Origin of the sequence: Anaerotignum propionicum (assembly GCF_024461735.1) — a bacterium.
GTDB lineage: Bacteria > Bacillota > Clostridia > Lachnospirales > Anaerotignaceae > Chakrabartyella.
Genome location: NZ_JANGAD010000004.1, coordinates 264,333 through 282,413, shown reverse-complemented (window position 1 = coordinate 282,413; position 18,081 = coordinate 264,333). Strand labels below are relative to the sequence as shown.

The 18,081-nt window shown below is 40.0% G+C and carries 15 protein-coding genes; 2 read left to right on the top strand and 13 right to left on the bottom strand.

Features of this window, described 5'->3' with window-relative positions:
- Positions 1-228: 228 nt before the first annotated feature.
- A complete protein-coding gene (locus NE558_RS07815; RefSeq protein ID WP_256149441.1) occupies positions 229-1,521 on the bottom strand; it encodes an alkaline ceramidase in 1,293 nt (430 codons plus the stop codon).
- A 341-nt stretch (positions 1,522-1,862) separates the two neighbouring features.
- Between NE558_RS07815 and NE558_RS07810 the strand changes: the two genes are divergently transcribed.
- Together NE558_RS07810 and NE558_RS07805 are read left to right on the top strand one after the other, a co-directional pair.
- Positions 1,863-2,081: a helix-turn-helix transcriptional regulator gene (locus tag NE558_RS07810; protein WP_256149440.1), complete on the top strand. Its 219-nt coding sequence runs from the start codon at positions 1,863-1,865 to the stop codon at positions 2,079-2,081.
- Complete coding sequence (locus NE558_RS07805; protein ID WP_256149439.1) at positions 2,065-2,526, top strand: DUF6773 family protein; 462 nt, start codon at positions 2,065-2,067, stop codon at positions 2,524-2,526. The genes NE558_RS07810 and NE558_RS07805 overlap by 17 nt, the downstream gene beginning before the upstream one ends.
- Before the next feature lie 215 nt (positions 2,527-2,741).
- Here NE558_RS07805 and NE558_RS07800 read toward each other — a convergent pair whose 3' ends face one another.
- The 12 genes from NE558_RS07800 to fusA all read right to left on the bottom strand — a co-directional run bounded on the left by NE558_RS07800 (position 2,742) and on the right by fusA (position 17,996).
- Positions 2,742-3,062 carry a putative heavy metal-binding protein gene (locus tag NE558_RS07800; RefSeq protein WP_256149438.1) on the bottom strand — a complete coding sequence of 107 codons (321 nt, stop codon included), beginning with the start codon at positions 3,060-3,062 and terminating at the stop codon, positions 2,742-2,744.
- A gap of 32 nt (positions 3,063-3,094) precedes the next feature.
- Positions 3,095-3,469: a YccF domain-containing protein gene (locus NE558_RS07795; protein ID WP_256149437.1), complete on the bottom strand. Its 375-nt coding sequence runs from the start codon at positions 3,467-3,469 to the stop codon at positions 3,095-3,097.
- Positions 3,466-4,182, bottom strand: coding sequence for a DUF2161 domain-containing phosphodiesterase (locus tag NE558_RS07790; protein WP_256149436.1), 717 nt, complete (start codon positions 4,180-4,182; stop codon positions 3,466-3,468). Before NE558_RS07790 ends, NE558_RS07795 begins: the two co-directional genes overlap by 4 nt.
- A 2-nt stretch (positions 4,183-4,184) precedes the next feature.
- Positions 4,185-5,429 carry an aminopeptidase P family protein gene (locus NE558_RS07785; protein WP_256149455.1) on the bottom strand — a complete coding sequence of 415 codons (1,245 nt, stop codon included), beginning with the start codon at positions 5,427-5,429 and terminating at the stop codon, positions 4,185-4,187.
- 253 nt (positions 5,430-5,682) lie between these two features.
- Complete coding sequence (locus tag NE558_RS07780; RefSeq protein ID WP_256149435.1) at positions 5,683-6,849, bottom strand: alanyl-tRNA editing protein; 1,167 nt, start codon at positions 6,847-6,849, stop codon at positions 5,683-5,685.
- A gap of 223 nt (positions 6,850-7,072) precedes the next feature.
- Complete coding sequence (locus NE558_RS07775) at positions 7,073-7,912, bottom strand: DegV family protein (protein WP_256149433.1); 840 nt, start codon at positions 7,910-7,912, stop codon at positions 7,073-7,075.
- A gap of 229 nt (positions 7,913-8,141) precedes the next feature.
- Positions 8,142-8,699, bottom strand: coding sequence for a hypothetical protein (locus NE558_RS07770; RefSeq protein ID WP_256149432.1), 558 nt, complete (start codon positions 8,697-8,699; stop codon positions 8,142-8,144).
- 286 nt (positions 8,700-8,985) lie between these two features.
- A complete protein-coding gene (yihA, locus tag NE558_RS07765; RefSeq protein ID WP_256149431.1) occupies positions 8,986-9,567 on the bottom strand; it encodes a ribosome biogenesis GTP-binding protein YihA/YsxC in 582 nt (193 codons plus the stop codon).
- Positions 9,558-11,900: an endopeptidase La gene (gene lon, locus NE558_RS07760; RefSeq protein WP_256149430.1), complete on the bottom strand. Its 2,343-nt coding sequence runs from the start codon at positions 11,898-11,900 to the stop codon at positions 9,558-9,560. Before lon ends, yihA begins: the two co-directional genes overlap by 10 nt.
- Positions 11,901-12,223: 323 nt before the next feature.
- A complete protein-coding gene (gene lonB, locus NE558_RS07755) occupies positions 12,224-13,888 on the bottom strand; it encodes an ATP-dependent protease LonB (protein WP_256149429.1) in 1,665 nt (554 codons plus the stop codon).
- Positions 13,889-14,537: 649 nt separating this feature from the next.
- Positions 14,538-15,731 (bottom strand): elongation factor Tu, encoded by a 1,194-nt coding sequence (gene tuf / locus NE558_RS07750; RefSeq protein ID WP_256149428.1) that lies wholly within the window; start codon positions 15,729-15,731, stop codon positions 14,538-14,540.
- A gap of 180 nt (positions 15,732-15,911) precedes the next feature.
- Positions 15,912-17,996 carry an elongation factor G gene (fusA, locus tag NE558_RS07745; protein WP_256149426.1) on the bottom strand — a complete coding sequence of 695 codons (2,085 nt, stop codon included), beginning with the start codon at positions 17,994-17,996 and terminating at the stop codon, positions 15,912-15,914.
- Positions 17,997-18,081: the final 85 nt, after the last annotated feature.

Genomic DNA, 18,081 nt, shown 5'->3' with positions numbered 1-18,081 from the left:
TTAGCGGGCTTCTCTGTTTGCGCCCCTTTTGCGGAGCAAAAGACCGAGAAGTCCACGGCTTCGAGGTTCTACGCTTTTTAAGAGAAAATTGGCAATAAACAGAGAAAACTCTAAAAGTATTAGCGGGCTTCTAAGTCTTGATTTGGAGGGTGACTATGTAAGTTAGTGAAATAACATTGAAAAAGGCGCAGTCACGTTAAATACTGCGCCCCCTTTCATATACTGAGTCTATAGTGGAGCATTGTCCACTGCCCCTTGAATCAACAAAGTGCATGCATCACGGTTAAACGGAAATACTCGGTTAAAATAGATATAATAAATCAGCATAGACCAATAAACCTCATATCCACCTTTATCGTATTCCTCCTCTGTAGGAAAATAACCTGTACAACCGTTGGTATATCCACCAAAATAAAAAAATTCATTTCCTGTCAATGCTTGAGCCCGCAAGGCAAATTCACACATAATTTCATTTGCGACACCGCATAAACAACCATTTCCAATGGAAAAGTATTGAATTTCAACGGTCTCTTTTTGGGTCATAACACCACTTTTCTGCAATCTTAAAACCTCAGCCAACCACAAAGTACCATCAATACCCACAAACTGTTTCGCCTCGTTGACAATTTCCACGGCTCGTTCATAGGGAAGTATATCTGCGAATAAATCAAGCCCCAAAGAATACATCCCCAACCGTTTAATAGGAACTGGTTCCATGCTATCAATGACTTCCGAAACCTGCTCCAAGACTTCCTGAGCCATCAAGCTCATTGCCTGCTCAGACCGAATAAATCGCTGATCCCCTGCATCCGGAGGGGTTAACGTTGAGGCGAAATATTTTGGTGCCACATTTCCTGATGCACCTTGGGTTACCATCACTGGGCATCCAAATCTTTGATGTAAGGTATCTCGAACAGCACCAAAATAATCGGGAGATACGGAATAATTATCTGCTTTTAAAACATTTGCATGGGCTGTTAATCGCAAAAGCAACAGCCTTAATTCACCACTTTTTGCATCAACTGCCTTAAAAATGCCAATCCTTCGATCCAAGGCAGGACTGTCCCACCTACGGTTTAAGCCAATATCCCCGTAAGCATTCCCCCATGCCTCATGAATGGGCGAAAGCTTCTTTAATGCTGAATCAACTGCTTTTTTTATTTGATTGTCAACAAACACTGCATATTCCTTCTCAATGGTATCATTGGGTGCCGAATGGGTGTGAGAAAAACAAAGCATTACCTTTTGTTCCTTTACACCTAGGGTTTTACTAATTGCTCTACGCAAATTGTTACAATGATCTTTGGAAAAACCGATATGGTCTATGGCAATCAAACAACATATCTCTTTTCTATATTTCCACAGGGAAACCTGCCCCAAGAGCCTGCCCAGAACCCCTCTGGATTCCTCGTCCTCACGACCAAAGCCAATGGTCTGCATAGGCTTTTGAGGTGTAATATCAACTTCCTCATATGCAAAGGATACTGCATCATTTCCATGGTTTAATCTTTGATTTTTCATTACTTTACTCCTTTATTCTCATTAAGATAATAACCCTTTTCATCAAGGGTAAAACGTAAAATTTTTCTTAACAATTAAAGTGCAAAGTTATTTTAAATATCTACTCCATGCAAATAGTGTCTAAAATAGCTTCGCATGGAGAAAATACAATGGTCAGCCTCATATATAATCCCTTCCTTTCTTATCTTTTTTAATTTTAGCATACTTTCTGAGAAAGAAAAGCCCTTCTCTAAGCAACAATAGACATCGGAATATATAAAATTACTATTTATTTTAATTTATGTCGTATATACTTGACATTAAGTAAATTTTGTTTTAATATATGTCAATGAGGTGATGATATGGGAAGAAATATTTCAATTAAGGTTGCTCGTGCTCAGCTAGATATGACACAAAAACAACTTGCGGAAAAAGTAGATATTTCAAGGCAAACAATGAATGCAATTGAGCAGGGAGAATATAACCCCACCATAAAACTATGCCGAGCAATTTGTAAGGTTCTTGGCAAAACTTTAGATGAACTTTTTGGAGAGGATGATCACAATGAAACTACAAAATAATAACTTAGATGAAATGCAAGAAAAAAAACTTCTTGAAATTGAACATAAAGGGTGTTGGATAGCCTTTTGGGGCCTGCTGGTAGCAATCCTAGTGCAAATGCTTATCTTTGATGAAGGTGTTATTCGCTCTGTTGCAGGCGAATGGATTGTTCTATTTTTTCTTTCCCTTTATATGTCAATCAGCAGTATGAAAAGCGGAATTTGGGATAGACGACTAAAACCAAACATTAAATATAATGCTGTTATAAGCCTCGCAGCGGGCTTGGTTTGTGCCCTAGTTTTCTCTATTTCATCTTATACAAAATATCACGTATTAATGGGTTCCATAGCAACAGGGGTCATTATGTTTATCATCATATTCGCCATCACCTTCTTTACTTTAAGTTTATCTGTAAAGATGTATCATAAAAAGATTCGTAAAATGGAAACCGACTGTAAAGATTAATGAAGCCTTTGATGAACAAAGAAGTGTATAAATCATCAGAAACAATGAAACATCATATTCAAGGTTTTAGATTTACCAAGATGATCAATTTCAACATAAAAAAGCCCGTGAACATTGAAATCATTTTTCAAGGTATGCGGGCCTTTTTTATATCACACCGAAAAGCTTGCTTATTTCCTAATTCTGTGTGCTAACTGTGAAATTAATTATCTTTGTTATTTGCAAACCACCGCTGTTCCTGAAACACTAACCATGAGCATTCCATTATCAGCTCCTAAAACTTCGTAATCAACATCCACACCTACAATGGCATTGGCTCCCATGGCATTGGCTCTTTTCATCATCTCTGCAATGGCTTGCTCCCTTGCATTGATTAATTCATCCTCATAAGTACCGGATCTTCCGCCAAAAAAATTGCTCAAACCAGCAACCATATCCTTTACAAAGTTTACCCCTGCAACGACCTCGCCAAAAACAATGCCCTGATAAGATATAATTTCTTTGCCTTCAATACTATTTGTTGTTGTAATAATCATTTTATTATCCCTCTCTTTTTCTCTTTTTTATTTTAGTAAATCACCCTATGCATTCGTGCCCCAAAGGGCATTAATGCAAGCCCTGCAAATTTAAAATGCTGAATGCCAAAGGGAATCCCAATTATGGTTACACAGCATAAAACGCCTAATGCCAAAGAACCTATGGCCAACTCAAGACCACACAACAAAATCCAAATTACATTTAAAATCACTGAACCTGAGTTTAAATTACCGTAATAAATTTCAGTTCCAAAAGGCCAAATCACCATTTCTGCAAATTTAAAGCACTGCAACCCAATGGGTATTCCTATGATTGTGATACAGCAAACAATTCCCGCTAGGAACCAACCAAGTGCACTAAGAAGTCCACCAAATATCAGCCAAAGAATATTCCCCAATACGCTCATTGTCCTTTTTCCTCTCTATAAAATACTCTATAATAATCAACGACCTTTTCATAATCCAGTGATGATAGAACTTCATATCCCGCCTTTGTAAGCCCATATACACCCTTTTCAATTCTTTCAAACCATTGATAGGCATTGCTCCTAAGATTAGAAGCATACTTATCGTCCTTTCCCAATTCTCTTAGGGCTTTTATTGAAATCTGCCCAAAAGCCTCTATCATACAACAAAGCTCAATGGCTCTTTCCCGATAAGCAGTCATAATTTTTTTCCGTGTCATGCCACCCACATTTTCAGCCACATGACGATTCTCCAACTCAGCCATGAGACGCTCCTGCTTCTTTCGGTTTTTCCGAATCATGCTGTCCGCTGGTTCCAAAATAACATCAACTGTTTGCATTGGGCTGTCCAGTGCAACCGTTATCAGCCCAAGCTCCAACCGTTTTAAAAGCCTCAGCATGTCTTTCCATGCGCGTTCTCTTTGCCCCTTCTGTGGTCTAGGAATGGCCACAAAAACCTCATCCGTTATACTTTGTCGATCTAAAGCCTGATAAACTAACTTTAAATTAAAGCTCTTTTTCAGCTCTATAATCACAGTTTGCCCTTCCTTTACTGCGGCAATATCGCAATGCTTTACTTCCGCCTGCACCTGAAAACCTTGATTCTCCAAAAAAAAACGAATGGGCCCATATAAATCTGTTTCCTTTATGCTCATGCTTATCTTCCTTTAGCCATAAATGCTTCAATATCCGCCACGGTTCTGATTAAATCTTTCGTCATAACTTCACAACCATCTTCTGTAACCAAAACATCATCCTCAATACGAATACCGATTTCCCACTCTTCAATGTATAACCCCGGTTCCACAGTCAGCACCATGCCTGCCTGTAGATTTCTGTCCATATACCGGCCAATATCGTGGGTTTCCGCTCCTAAATAATGACTTACCCCATGGTAATAGTATTTCGCTACATCTTCCATGGTTTCTACCAATCCAATTCTTTTGAGCTCCTCAAGATAATGCTCTTTTAAAACCTCATTTAGCCGTGGAAAAGGCACTCCAGGGCGAATGGTTTCAATTACTTTTTGATGCCCTGCCAAGACAATATTGTAAACCTCTTTTTGTCTTTCAGTAAATTTTCCATTTACAGGGAAGGTGCGGGTTATGTCTCCGTTATACCAATCCACCTGAGCACCCGCATCCAATAAAATCAAATCACCATCCTTGGTTTTTTGATTGTTTGCAACATAATGGAGGATGGTGCCTCTTTTTCCTGCCGCTGCAATGGTTTGAAAAGCCTTTTGCCGCACACCTCTTTTGGTTAGCACAAAATCGTAATAGGCCTCAATTTCATATTCCATCATCCCAGCACGGGCATGCTCCATCATTGCAAGAAACCCCTCTTGGGTAATTGTCATTGCCTGACGCATACGTTCCAATTCCCAATCTTCTTTGATAAGACGTAAATCACTGAAAATCGGATAAAGATTTCCTAGGGTCACAGCAGGATATTGTTCCCGTAATTCCTTGGCAAATGAAAGCCCAGTGCTAGGCAAAGCATTCCAATCTCTATTTTCTAAGTCCAGATAAACTGTATTGATGTTATGCTTAAAAATAAACTCTGCAAAATCCTTCCGAAAGCTGTCGATAAACCCAATATCTTCTATTTCTGATTTATCTCTGGCTTCCTCAACCGTTATATTTGCCCCCACCCATTTCGCCAAAATACCGTTATCTCTGGGGATGTATAAGGTAGTTGTTACGCCTGTAGTTGTCTTTGCCAGAAAGAATACACAGTTTTCCCGTTCTATTCCTGTAACATAATAAAAATTTCTGTCCGGGGAAAAAGGGTACTGCTCATCACCTCGCTTGTAGGGTGCCTGCCCTGCAAAAACAATTGCAACACTGTTTTCTGTTAACCGCTCTATTAATTTATCTCTATTCTTTTGAAAGCTTACCATTTGAAACACCAAGCCTTTCTCCTTTATTTTATCACAATTTATTATTTCAGCTTCTAAGAAAACCAGTTAAAAACCGAAAGATTTCATTAATTTTATTCTTTATCGCACTTTAAAGAATTTCACCCACCAATGGGCAGGAATCCTTTATTATATTACCCAAAATCAATATCCCATTCCGACTTTTATATCTTGTAAGATTTTTATTTTCATACAATTGGGCAATTCTAATTATGAAATCAACTATCAAAAGAAACTATTTTGCAAAATAAAAACCCAATGCTTGTAAAAAAGATAAGATTTTCTCTCTTTCTCCCATTAATTTACCCTGAACCCCTCCATCTTTGCCACCGCCCTTACAATCAAAGGAGGTTTTCAATTCCTCTACAATTTTTTTGGCATCCATTTTTCGACTTACCAGTACAAAAGCAAATCCATCCTCAGAAGGTGTCATAACAATAGCCCTGCCATGGTTTTTTTCCACTGCTAAATCAGCCAGTGATGTCATGTCTTTTCCACTTAGCCCATCCTCTACCATCAATATAGAATCTGCATCCATTGGCAACTTTTCAATTCGGTGCAGAAATACCTGCCATTTCCACTTTTTCAATTCTTGAATAAATCCATCTTTTTCTGATAAAAGCTTTTGTACCCCAACGCCGATTTTCTCCTCTTGAACAGAAAGTGCTCTGCCTACCTCTTTGGAAGCCTGTTGAATTTTCTGAAAATAAGCCAAGCCTCTTTGTCCGCAAAGCAGTTCCAATCGGGTTCCACCCTTATAATTCTGAGCCCCAACAATTTTAATAATCCCTATCTCTCCCGCTAACCTTACATGGGTTCCACAGCAAGCACAACAGTCAAATTCTCCTGCTTTGACAATACGAACCTCACCTGCCAGCTCAATCTTACTGCGGTAAGCTAAGCCTTCCAGCTCTTCTTTCTCAGGATACGTTATCTCAATGGGTGTATTTTCCCAGATAGCTTGATTTGCCCTCTCCTCCAGCCAATTTAAGTCCTCCAAAGGGATTTGGGCATTAAAATCAATGGTGATTTCCTCTCGCCCCATATGAAAACCAACATTATCACAATGATATTTTTTGCAGATAATGCCCGATAAAATATGTTCTCCGGAATGGTTCTGCATCAAATCAAAACGGTGTGCCCAGTCAATCTTTCCCTCTACTTCAATCCCAACAGTCAAGGGTGCTTCCGTATAATGAATAACTTCTCCATGCTTCTCATGTACATCAAATACGGTAACTCCGCCCAAGGTTCCTTTATCCCCAGGTTGCCCTCCTCCTTCGGGATAAAATAACGTCTGATTTAAAACAATATGATAGCCTTCTTTGCTTTTTTCACAAGAAAGCACAGTCCCCTTAAATTCGGTGTTATACCCATTCTGATAATATAATTTTTCAGTCATTTTTTTGCCTCCTGTCATACTTTACCACAGTATATCACGCTTTTATCCTCAAGAAAAGGCTAGTCATTCTCCTGGATTCTTTCATACAGATGTTTGTCAGTTAAAGCAATCACCTTCAATTTCCTTAGTGCTCCTCGTCTATTTACAGAGCAGGCAGTTTTCTCTTGGTACAAAAAAAGCAGGTCTGTTCCTTGGAACAATTCCTGCTTTTCATTATGGGTAATTATTTTTTAATAATAAATCCTATGGCAACTGTACCCGGCCCCGAATACGTGCCTACCACCGGGCCTATAAAGCCGTCAAGAGAATTAGATATATCGTAGTCCTCGGCAAAACAATCCTTTAAAACAGTCAAATTTTCTTCCGCAGCACCATGGCAAAACATAATGGGATAATTCTCATCTACACCATGGGTCATTGCAAGCTCTTTCATCATGGTAATCATTTTTTTCTTACCTTTTGCTTTTGCAGAATTGATTACCAGACCGTTTTCTACCGTTAAGATTGGATGCAAATTCAGCATTGTGCCCACAACTGCAGCGGCACCGGATAATCGTCCCCCTTTTCTAATATATTTCAGGGTTTCTATTGCGGCATAAATTCTGGCTCTTCCGGACAATTCACTGATTTCTTTCGATAATTCCTCTGCCGTTGCTCCCGCCTTTGCCCTCTTTGCCGCTATTTCAACCAAAAGCCCCAAAGAACTGCATACTTGATTGGTGTCAATAATCCATATTCTATCACTACCAATGGTTGACTTGGCAATATTGGCTGACTGCACAGTACCACTCAACTTACTGCCGATTAATATACAAACAACGTCGTTGCCATTATCTAAAGCTGTTTGAAAGGCCTCTTCAAAGGAATGGGGGGTAGGCTGGGCTGTTGTGGGAATTTCAGGATTTGTACGTAGATGATGATAAAATTCCTCTGCTGTGAGGTTTTCGCCATCAATAAATGTTTCTTCTCCAAAATGAACCGTTAAGGGAACACATATAACACCAATTTCCTCTAATCTCTTATGAGGTAAATCACAAGTACTATCCGTAATAATCTGTACCATATTTCTCCTCCTTTATAAAACGTTATAAAACGTAAATAGCATAAATGAATATGTTTTCTTCATATTAATTATAATAGTTTTTAAAACCGCGTCAACTGTTTTTTAATAATGAATCTGGGGATATTTTGGAATAAACAGTTGCCTTACCATGTAATTCCTTCTTCTGGAAAACAAAGATGAAAAAAACCCTAGAACTATTATTCTAGGGTTCAAATAAAACAGCTGTTTTTTATTCAATGATTTCATCTAACATTTCTGCTTTCTTTTCCTCTTCAGCAACTTCTTCATTCCTTCTTTTCAGTAAATAGAAACCACATAACAGCATGGCTATAGCCACAATAATCCGTCCCATATCACCGTTCATCCGCCATACCAAATCCCAAAAGAATCCGCCAAAGAAAGGATCTAACAGATTCATGCAAATTTGCGCCAGCATACAAGCACCCCAAAAAATCAAGGCTATTGCAATTATTTTTTTGTTTCTCTTCAAAAACTCATCGGCATTTGCCATATCAAAATCTTGAAAAAGGAAATACTGGTCTTTTTCTTCCAGAAACTCCTCTTCCGGCATACTGCGCAGATTGTGGGTATGAAAAAAACTAAAAAACCAGATAACCGGTATAAATGCCCACAAAAGCTCTACTCCCGTCCAACCACCAACGGCTCCTACTCCAAAAAACAGAATCATTAAACTGATTCCCTGTTTGTAGAGACCCATATACATTTCACCAGCTCCAGGCACAAGGGAACAGCAAAAAGTAAAGAAAGGACTTTTTTTGTTTTTCATTATAATACCTCCAAATAATTCTTTATGATTTCTTTTATTTAACCATAGTATAACGCCTTCTTCTTTGTATTCTTTTTACACTTTATTAAGATTCTATAAATCTTCATAAAAAAGCACTTACTTTTCAGTAAGTGCTCCAATGAAATTGACGAAAAATGACAATTGCACGCATAACTAAACCCCCATTCCCATGGGGGTTCAATAAGTCTTTATAATAGCCTATCTTACTTTATTCAATCTTAATACCAAAAGTGGAGTGCCCATGGTTTTTTATAAAAACCTGATTCTACAGAAATTTTTCTATCACTGCCCAAAGCTCATCAACACCAGTTTTTTTCTCTCCAGAAAAAGGAATCAAAACATCCTCAGGTCCAAGGTTCAACGCTTTGCGAATAACAGATAACTGCTTGGGAATCTGGCTACGATTCAATTTATCTGATTTGGTAGCCGCAATAATAATGTCATACCCGTAATGCTTCAACCATTCATACATCATTACATCATTTTTACCCGGCTCATGACGCAAATCCAGTAAAAGAATAATGGCCTTGAGTTCATCCCGTTTGCCCAAATATTCTTCAATCATTTTGCCCCATTTTTCAATTTCCGTTTTAGGTGCTTTTGCATAACCATATCCGGGTAAATCCACAATATACATTTGTCCATTCACATCATAAAAATTGATTGTTCTTGTCTTGCCTGGCTGTGAACTGGTTCTCGCCAACGCTCTGCGGCCTAGCATGGCATTAATCAGGGTAGATTTTCCTACATTCGATTTGCCGGCAAAGGCAATTTCTAACCTTCCATCCACAGGATAGTGAGAAAAATTTGTTCCGATTGCCGCCAAAGAAGTTTCTTTTACTTCCATATCTCCGCTCCCTTCACCAATGCAACCTTTAATACATCTTCCATTGTTTTTGCCAAAACAAATTCAATGCCATCTTTGATTTCGTCATTGATTTCTGTCAAGTCCTTGTCATTTTCCCAAGGTAAAATCACCGTTTTTATGCCTACCTTCTTTGCAGCAAGCACCTTTTCCTGTAGTCCACCAATGGGTAGTACTCTGCCTCGAATGGTAACCTCTCCTGTCATAGCAACATCATGGTGCACTTTCTCTTTGATTAAAGCAGAAAGGATAGCTGTGGCCATGGTAATACCCGCAGAAGGACCATCCTTTGGCGTTGCCCCTTCGGGGATATGTATATGGATATCATTCTTTTTATAAAAATCAGGTGCTAGTCCAAAGGTTTTGGCTTGAGAGCGGATATAGCTGATAGCGGCTTCCGCCGATTCCATCATCACCTTGCCTACGTTTCCCGTAAGCTTAAATTTCCCGTCCCCTTCCATGGCATTCACCTCTATGGAAAGAGTGGTTCCTCCCACCGATGTCCACGCTAAGCCACGAACAATACCAACCTGAGGTTTCACGTAAATTGTGTCTTTTCCAAATTTTCTTTTTCCTAAAATGCTTTCCAATGTTTTCTCAGAAACAGTTACACTTTTTACTTCACCCGATAAAATCTTCTTTACTGTTTTTCGACAAATCTCACCGATTACTCTCTCCAGCTGTCTCACGCCAGCCTCTCTTGTGTAGCCGTCGATGATTTGTTCTAAGGCATCATCTTTAAATTTAATTTGTCCTGCACTTAATCCATTTCGTTTGCACTGCTTTTCAATGAAATGTTCCTTTGCAATGTGCAGTTTCTCCTGAGAGGTATAGCTCCCCAATGAAATGACTTCCATTCTATCTAAAAGTGGTTTTGGAATGGTATCCAGACTATTGGCGGTACACATAAAAAGTACTTTTGAAAGATCATAGGGCAATTCTATGAAATGATCACGGAAAGTGCTGTTTTGCTCCCCATCCAATACCTCTAATAATGCTGCCGCTGGGTCTCCGTTATGGGAAACACCCAGCTTATCAATTTCATCCAAAAGCATCAAAGGATTAATTGTGCCAGCTTGCTTCATAGCGTTGATAATCCGACCAGGCATTGCCCCAATATAAGTCTTTCTGTGTCCTCTAATTTCTGCCTCATCCTTTACGCCGCCTAGAGACATTCTGATATACTTGCGGTCTAATGCTCTGGCAACAGATCGGGCAATGGACGTTTTTCCAATTCCCGGAGGTCCAACCAAACAAAGTATTGTAGGCCTCTCCTCAGGAACATTTTTTCTCACTGCCAAATACTCTAAGATACGTTCCTTAACTTTTTCCAAACCATAATGGTCTTCGTTTAAAATCCGCTCTGCCTCTGACAAATCAAAGCTCTCTTGGGTTGTTTCTATCCAAGGCAAGCTCAGTAGTGTTTCGATATAATTTCTGGACACATTTGATTCAGGAGAGGTAACAGGGATACGGAGCATTCTGGTAATTTCTTTTTCAATTGCTGTTCTTACAATCTCAGGTGGATTTTTTTCATTCAGTTGCTTACGGTATTTCTCAGCGTCAGCACCAACTCCATCCTTATCCCCTAATTCTTCTTGGATTACCTTCATTTCCTCTCGAAGATAATATTCTCTCTGATTTTGCTCAATGCGTGTTTTTGTTTTACTCTCAATTTCTTTCTTAATTGTTAAAATATCCTTTTCATTCTGCATAATCTCCAAAACAGCTTCTAACCGCTCCATGGGATTTAGCATTTCAAGAATTCTTTGCTTTCGCTCATAAGAAATTTCAAGCCCTGCCGCAATCAGATCTGCCAGTTTTCCCGGTTTTGAAGCTGCCTCTACACTGCTTAAAAGATCGGTGGCGGTACTGTTGGGCACATATTTGGTATATTCCTCATAATTCTGAATTGCAACACGCATGTAAGCCTTCAAATAGTCATCAGGCTCTTCCGGCAAATCTTGTTCTAAGAGTGTTATTTCTGCATAATCAGAAGAAGTCTTAGTCCAAATACTCTCCAGCCTACCCCTTTCCTTTCCCTCTACAATAACATGGGTCATGTTGCCGGGAAGCTTAAGTACCTGCTTTATTACACATAGGGTGCCGATTGTATATAAATCCTCTTGCTCAGGATTGGGTGTTTGAGGGTTGATTTGTGTAGCTAAAAATACTTGACCACCATTTTTCTCCGCTTCAGCAACGGAATCTAAAGACCTGGTCCTGTTGACAGGAAAGCTAATTGCCATATGGGGAAAAACCGTTAATCCCCTTAAAGCAATAATTGGTATTTTAATTGTTTCTTTTTTCTCCATTCTTTCACCTCTGTTTTTTAACCTTATCTAGGGTAGTATATTCTGCTTTTAAAATAAGCGGAAATCCAAATAAAAATATAAGTCCTTCATTTCTTTCAATCTTGAAAATGAAAAACTCTCTAATCAAAATTTATCAACACTTACAAAAAAACAACTGTCTTTTTTTCCAATTTATCTATAGGTACCTACTTCTTATAGAAATAGGCACCTATTGAAATCCAAATAAAACAAACCGCTTAAATTCGAGGTTCTCCGCTAAAACTTTACATATTATACCCTAAATTATCGCTTCGGTCAAATAACCAAGTGACTTTTCACCAAACTTACCATGAATTCCCCTCTTGGGCTGTCAAAATTCCGCTTTGGTCCACAAACCCATTATTTTCGTCTTTTCGGAATATTTTTTCTAAAAGCTCATCCACATTTTCTAATGCTTCTACAGAAAGATTCAACTTTGTAAAAGCCTCCCTCCAATTTTCCTTTGGAATAAAGGCTCTTTTTACGCCTGCCTCCTCTGCTGCGGCAAGTTTATCCGAAACCCCACCAACAGGTAATACTTGTCCTCTCAGCCCAATCTCCCCTGTCATTGCAATTTCCCCATCTACAGGGGCACCAGTAAAAGCAGAATACACTGCTAAAAACATAGCAACTCCTGCCGACGGACCATCCACAGGCGTTCCTCCGGGGAAATTAATATGCACTTGATACTCATCCTTTTTGAATCCGTACTTCTCCAAAACAGTGAGTACATTTTCTGCGGAGCTACGAGCATTACTTTTCCGTCGACTGGAACGCTGTCTGCCTTTTATCTCCTCTTCTTCCACAATACCTGTTACTGTCAGCAGGCCTTTTTCAGCTTTTAAAACAGTTGCCTCAATCGCCAGAAGTGCACCACCGCCACCACCTTGCACAGCCATTCCATTGACTACCCCAATTTGAGCCTTCTTACTTACTTTTCTACGCAAAATCGGTTGATACCTCCCCGTTTCCGCCACCCATTCCATATCAGCAAACGTAATTTTTCTGTTTCCTTCCATAGCCGCCAAGGATGTTAAGGATTGAACGATATTTACCGTATCTCGGCCCCCTCTGGCATAGCATGCGATTTTTTTACTCAGTCCCTCTTCATAGGGAAAGCCACCTCTATTTAAGCTGTTTCTGGCAATTTGTTCCACTGCCTTTTCATCCAAGCCTTCAAAAAAAATCTCCGTACAGCGAGATCTCAGGGCAGGAGGGATATCCGCAGGGCTTCTTGTGGTTGCGCCTACCAATCGGAAATCAGCAGGAATTCCCTTTTGAAACATCTCGTGAATATAAGGCGGAATATTTTTGTTTTCTCTGTTATAATAACTGCTTTGAAAACGAGCGATTCTATCCTCTAAGACCTTTAAAAGCTTATTCATTTGAACAGGATGGAGCTCACCAATTTCATCAATAAACAGCACCCCGCCATTGGCCTCACAAATGGCACCGGGACGAGGCTGTGGCACACCCATTTGCCCAAATACCCCTGCCCCTTGATAAATGGGATCATGCACAGAACCCATTAGAGGATCAGCAATATTTCTTTCGTCAAATTGAAGGGTAGTCGCATCTATCTCCACAAACTTGGCTTTTTCAGAAAATGGACTTTCCTCTTTTTTCTTTGCCTCCTCCAAGATTAAACGAGCGGCAGCAGTTTTTCCCACTCCCGGTGGTCCGTACATTAAAATGTGCTGGGGATTAGGTCCGCACAGAGCCGCCCTTAGCGCTTTAATCGCCTTTTCCTGACCTATAATTTCTGCCAAATCCTTTGGACGTGTCTGTTCTGCCAAAGGGACGGTCAACTTTTGCTGTCGCATACCATCCAGCTCTTCCATTTGTCTGGTATTTTCAGCTGGTGAAAATTCACCTTTTAATTGCTTTTTTCGAACTCTTGTAAAGAAATAATAGGCTCCCATTCCAAAAAACAGTATTTGCACTATGGTCAAAACGTTCCATCCGTTCACAAAATCCTCTCCCTTTTCAAATTTTCCTGATATTAGTATTCCGAAAAATGAAAAGTCTATGCCATGGGAAGTAAAAACCACACACTTTGTATAATCTTTACGAAAAAAATGTTAAAATCCATATAATCCCTATACAAATCTACCTTTAAAAAGCAACTGTAACTCCTCAAAATCAAGGGCTTCACAGTAATGTTTTTTAGCTTTTATCTCTTATTATTCTTAACAGCCAAACTGGCGTAACCCCTATTCCTATATCTTTTTTTATCAAAGACCTTTAATGGGAATAGCTCCTCCCCTAAAGGGCGATTACTTAAAACTCCTTAAGATGTAATACAAAAGCACCCATACAATAATTGAAATTGAACTAAAACCACTTTTTTGCTACATTTCATCCTTTTATTGCAAAGCCTAAATGGCTTTTTATTGCCTGGAGTACAGAAAGCTTATTCAGATAAATGAGCAATAAAAAAGTGCACCACCAAATATTAAATATTCGGGGTGCACTTTCTAAATACCCTTAAAAACAAAGGATAAAAATTCTTTTGCTATTGGGCTTACGCCCTGTATTCATTGAAGGTTGTGGCCTAAAGACACACTTGTTGCCTTATTCTCCTAAGAGAAAAGCACACCAATACCATTCAAATGAATCTTACTCCATAATTTCTACTACGGAACCAGCGCCTACTGTTCTACCACCTTCACGGATAGCGAAACGAAGACCCTGAGCCATAGCTACGGGAGTGATCAATTCAATCTGCATTTCTACGTTGTCGCCAGGCATACACATTTCAATACCAGCGGGCAAAGAGATAACGCCTGTAACGTCAGTTGTTCTGAAGTAGAACTGAGGTCTGTAGTTGTTGAAGAAAGGAGTATGACGGCCGCCTTCTTCTTTGCTCAAAACGTAAACCTGAGCTTTGAACTTTGTGTGAGGTGTAATGGAACCGGGTTTAGCCAATACCTGTCCTCTTTCGATATCTGTTCTCTGAACACCACGAAGAAGAACACCGATGTTATCGCCAGCTTCAGCCTGATCCAAAAGTTTACGGAACATTTCAACGCCAGTTACAACAACTTTTCTTGTTTCTTCAGCCAAACCAACGATTTCAACTTCTTCCTGAACCTTAACAATACCGCTTTCAACTCTACCAGTTGCAACAGTACCACGGCCAGTGATGGAGAATACGTCTTCGACAGGCATCAAGAAAGGCTTGTCTACATCACGCTTAGGGTTAGGGATATAGCCTTCGATTTCGTTGAACAAATCAACGATCTTGTCGCCCCAAGGGCCAGCAGGATCCTGAAGAGCCTGTAAAGCAGAACCTCTGATGATAGGAATATCATCACCGGGGAATTCATACTCGGAAAGAAGGTCTCTGATTTCCATTTCAACCAAGTCAAGAAGTTCTTCGTCATCTACCATGTCGCACTTGTTCATAAATACAACAATGTAGGGAACGCCTACCTGACGGGAAAGCAAAATGTGCTCTCTTGTCTGAGCCATAGGACCATCAGTTGCAGCAACAACAAGGATAGCACCGTCCATCTGAGCAGCACCTGTGATCATGTTCTTTACATAGTCAGCATGTCCAGGGCAGTCAACGTGAGCGTAGTGTCTAACAGGTGTTTCATATTCAACGTGAGATGTGGAAATTGTGATACCACGTTCTCTTTCTTCGGGAGCCTTATCGATATTATCAAAAGCAACTTCTTGTCCCAGTTTGTATCTTTCGAACAGTGTCTTTGTAATCGCTGCTGTAAGAGTTGTTTTGCCGTGGTCAACGTGACCGATTGTACCAATATTTACATGAGGTTTGGTTCTTTCAAATTTCTGCTTTGCCATTTTAAATTATCCTCCTTTAGGTTTGTGGAAATCTATTGAGTTTAGCGCATTTACTGGAATGCACCTATCGACTACAATTATATTAGACTTCCCTTATTTTTGCAATACTAAAATAGCCACACAATGGATATTTTGGTACTTTTTCTAATCGAAATCAATCTTGATATATCACTGATTTTATTACTGTTTTTTACCTTCCAAAACCTTCTCCTGAACGGATTTAGGGCAAGGTTCATAATGGTCTACTTCCATTACATAGTTACCACGACCCTGTGTTTTGGAGCGAAGGTCTGTGGAGTAACCGAACATCTCAGCCAAAGGCACGAAGGAGTGAATGATCTGTGCGTTAGATCTAGCTTCCATACCATCAATACGACCACGACGAGAGTTAATATCACCGATAACGTCGCCCATATAGTCCTCAGGTACAGTTACTGTAACCTTCATGATAGGCTCAAGAAGAACTGCGTCACCTTTTCTCATAGCTTCCTTGAAAGCCATGGAACCTGCTACCTGATAAGCTGTTTCAGAGGAGTCAACGTCATGGTAAGAACCATCGTAAACTTCTGCCTTAACACCCAAAACTGGGTAGCCGCCTAAGATACCGCTCTGCATTGCCTGCTGAATACCTTTATCAATTGCGGGGATATATTCCTTAGGAATAGAACCACCAACTGTTGCATTTACAAATTCATAATTGTGTTCTGCATCTGTACCAATAGGATAGAAACGAACCTTACAATGACCATACTGACCACGACCGCCGGACTGACGTACGAATTTACCTTCAACATCAACAGCCTTACGGAAGGTCTCCTTATAGGATACCTGAGGAGCACCAACGTTTGCTTCAACCTTGAATTCTCTTAAGAGACGGTCAACGATGATTTCCAAGTGCAGCTCGCCCATACCTGCAATGATTGTCTGTCCAGTTTCAGGGTTTGTGTAGGTCTTAAATGTGGGATCTTCTTCAGCCAATTTTGCCAATGCAATACCCATTTTATCTCTGCCTGCTTTTGTTTTAGGTTCAATCGCAACTTCGATAACGGGTTCAGGGAATACCATGGATTCCAAAATAACTTCGTTATCCTCATGACAAATTGTATCACCTGTTGTTGTCAACTTGAAGCCAACAGCTGCTGCAATATCACCAGAATAAACCTTGTCGATTTCTTCTCTATGGTTAGCATGCATCTGCAGGATACGGCCAACACGTTCTTTTTTACCCTTTGTAGAGTTGTAAACATATGTGCCGGAATCCAACGTACCGGAGTACACACGGAAGAATGCCAACTTACCTACGAAGGGGTCATTCATAATTTTAAATGCCAAAGCAGAGAAGGGTTCTTCATCGGAAGAATGTCTTTCAATTTCTTCCCCTGTGTCAGGGTCAATACCCTTGATTGAAGCAATGTCAGTGGGTGCTGGCATATAATCAATAACGCCATCCAGAAGCTTCTGAACACCTTTATTTCTGTATGCAGAACCACACATAACAGGCACCAACTCGCAAGCGATACAAGCCTTACGCAGTGCAACCTTGAGTTCTTCTTCGGAAATTTCTTCCTCAGCAAAGAACTTCTCCATCAACTCTTCGTCTGTTTCGCAGATAGTTTCAACCATAATTGCTCTGTGCTCTTCTGCTAAATCTCTGTAATCAGCAGGAATTTCTTCTTCATCTACTTCTGTACCTGTTGCATTTTCATAGAAGTAGGCTTTCATCTTCATCAGATCAATGATGCCTTTGAAATCGTTCTCTGCACCAATAGGCAGAGTAACAGCTACTGGATGGCAACCCAGTCTGTCTACGATAGACTTCATAGAACCCAAGAAATCAGCACCCATGATATCCATTTTATTAACGAAAATCATACGAGGTACCATGTAGTTATCAGCCTGTCTCCAAACTGTTTCTGTCTGAGGTTCAACGCCGCCCTTTGCATCCAAAACACAAACTGCACCATCTAATACACGCAGGGAACGTTCTACTTCTACTGTAAAGTCAACGTGTCCAGGTGTATCAATAATGTTGATTCTGTTTTCGTTCCAATGACAAGTTGTTGCAGCGGAGGTAATTGTAATACCTCTTTCCTGTTCCTGCTCCATCCAGTCCATGGTTGCAGTACCTTCGTGGGTATCGCCGATTTTGTAGTTACGGCCGGTATAGAACAGAATACGCTCTGTAAGAGTGGTCTTACCAGCGTCAATATGTGCCATGATACCAATATTTCTGGTTCTAGCAAGCGGGTATTCTCTGTTTGCCACGCTTTACTCCTCCTTTGTTATACTTCAATAAACCAAAAACCAAACGAAAGGGTTTAGGCACATCTTATAAAAAATGCGCCCAAAG

Excerpts from the sequence above, each read along its gene's own strand:
- NE558_RS07795 (WP_256149437.1), bottom strand. The coding sequence starts at position 3,469 with ATGAGCGTATTGGGGAATATTCTTTGGCTGATATTTGGTGGACTTCTT.
- NE558_RS07775 (WP_256149433.1), bottom strand. The coding sequence starts at position 7,912 with ATGGTACAGATTATTACGGATAGTACTTGTGATTTACCTCATAAGAGA.
- NE558_RS07810 (WP_256149440.1), top strand. The coding sequence starts at position 1,863 with ATGGGAAGAAATATTTCAATTAAGGTTGCTCGTGCTCAGCTAGATATG.
- NE558_RS07780 (WP_256149435.1), bottom strand. The coding sequence starts at position 6,849 with ATGACTGAAAAATTATATTATCAGAATGGGTATAACACCGAATTTAAG.
- NE558_RS07815 (WP_256149441.1), bottom strand. The coding sequence starts at position 1,521 with ATGAAAAATCAAAGATTAAACCATGGAAATGATGCAGTATCCTTTGCA.
- NE558_RS07800 (WP_256149438.1), bottom strand. The coding sequence starts at position 3,062 with ATGATTATTACAACAACAAATAGTATTGAAGGCAAAGAAATTATATCT.
- NE558_RS07805 (WP_256149439.1), top strand. The coding sequence starts at position 2,065 with ATGAAACTACAAAATAATAACTTAGATGAAATGCAAGAAAAAAAACTT.
- tuf (WP_256149428.1), bottom strand. The coding sequence starts at position 15,731 with ATGGCAAAGCAGAAATTTGAAAGAACCAAACCTCATGTAAATATTGGT.
- NE558_RS07790 (WP_256149436.1), bottom strand. The coding sequence starts at position 4,182 with ATGAGCATAAAGGAAACAGATTTATATGGGCCCATTCGTTTTTTTTTG.
- lon (WP_256149430.1), bottom strand. The coding sequence starts at position 11,900 with ATGGAGAAAAAAGAAACAATTAAAATACCAATTATTGCTTTAAGGGGA.
- yihA (WP_256149431.1), bottom strand. The coding sequence starts at position 9,567 with ATGGAAGTAAAAGAAACTTCTTTGGCGGCAATCGGAACAAATTTTTCT.
- NE558_RS07785 (WP_256149455.1), bottom strand. The coding sequence starts at position 5,429 with ATGGTAAGCTTTCAAAAGAATAGAGATAAATTAATAGAGCGGTTAACA.
- NE558_RS07770 (WP_256149432.1), bottom strand. The coding sequence starts at position 8,699 with ATGAAAAACAAAAAAAGTCCTTTCTTTACTTTTTGCTGTTCCCTTGTG.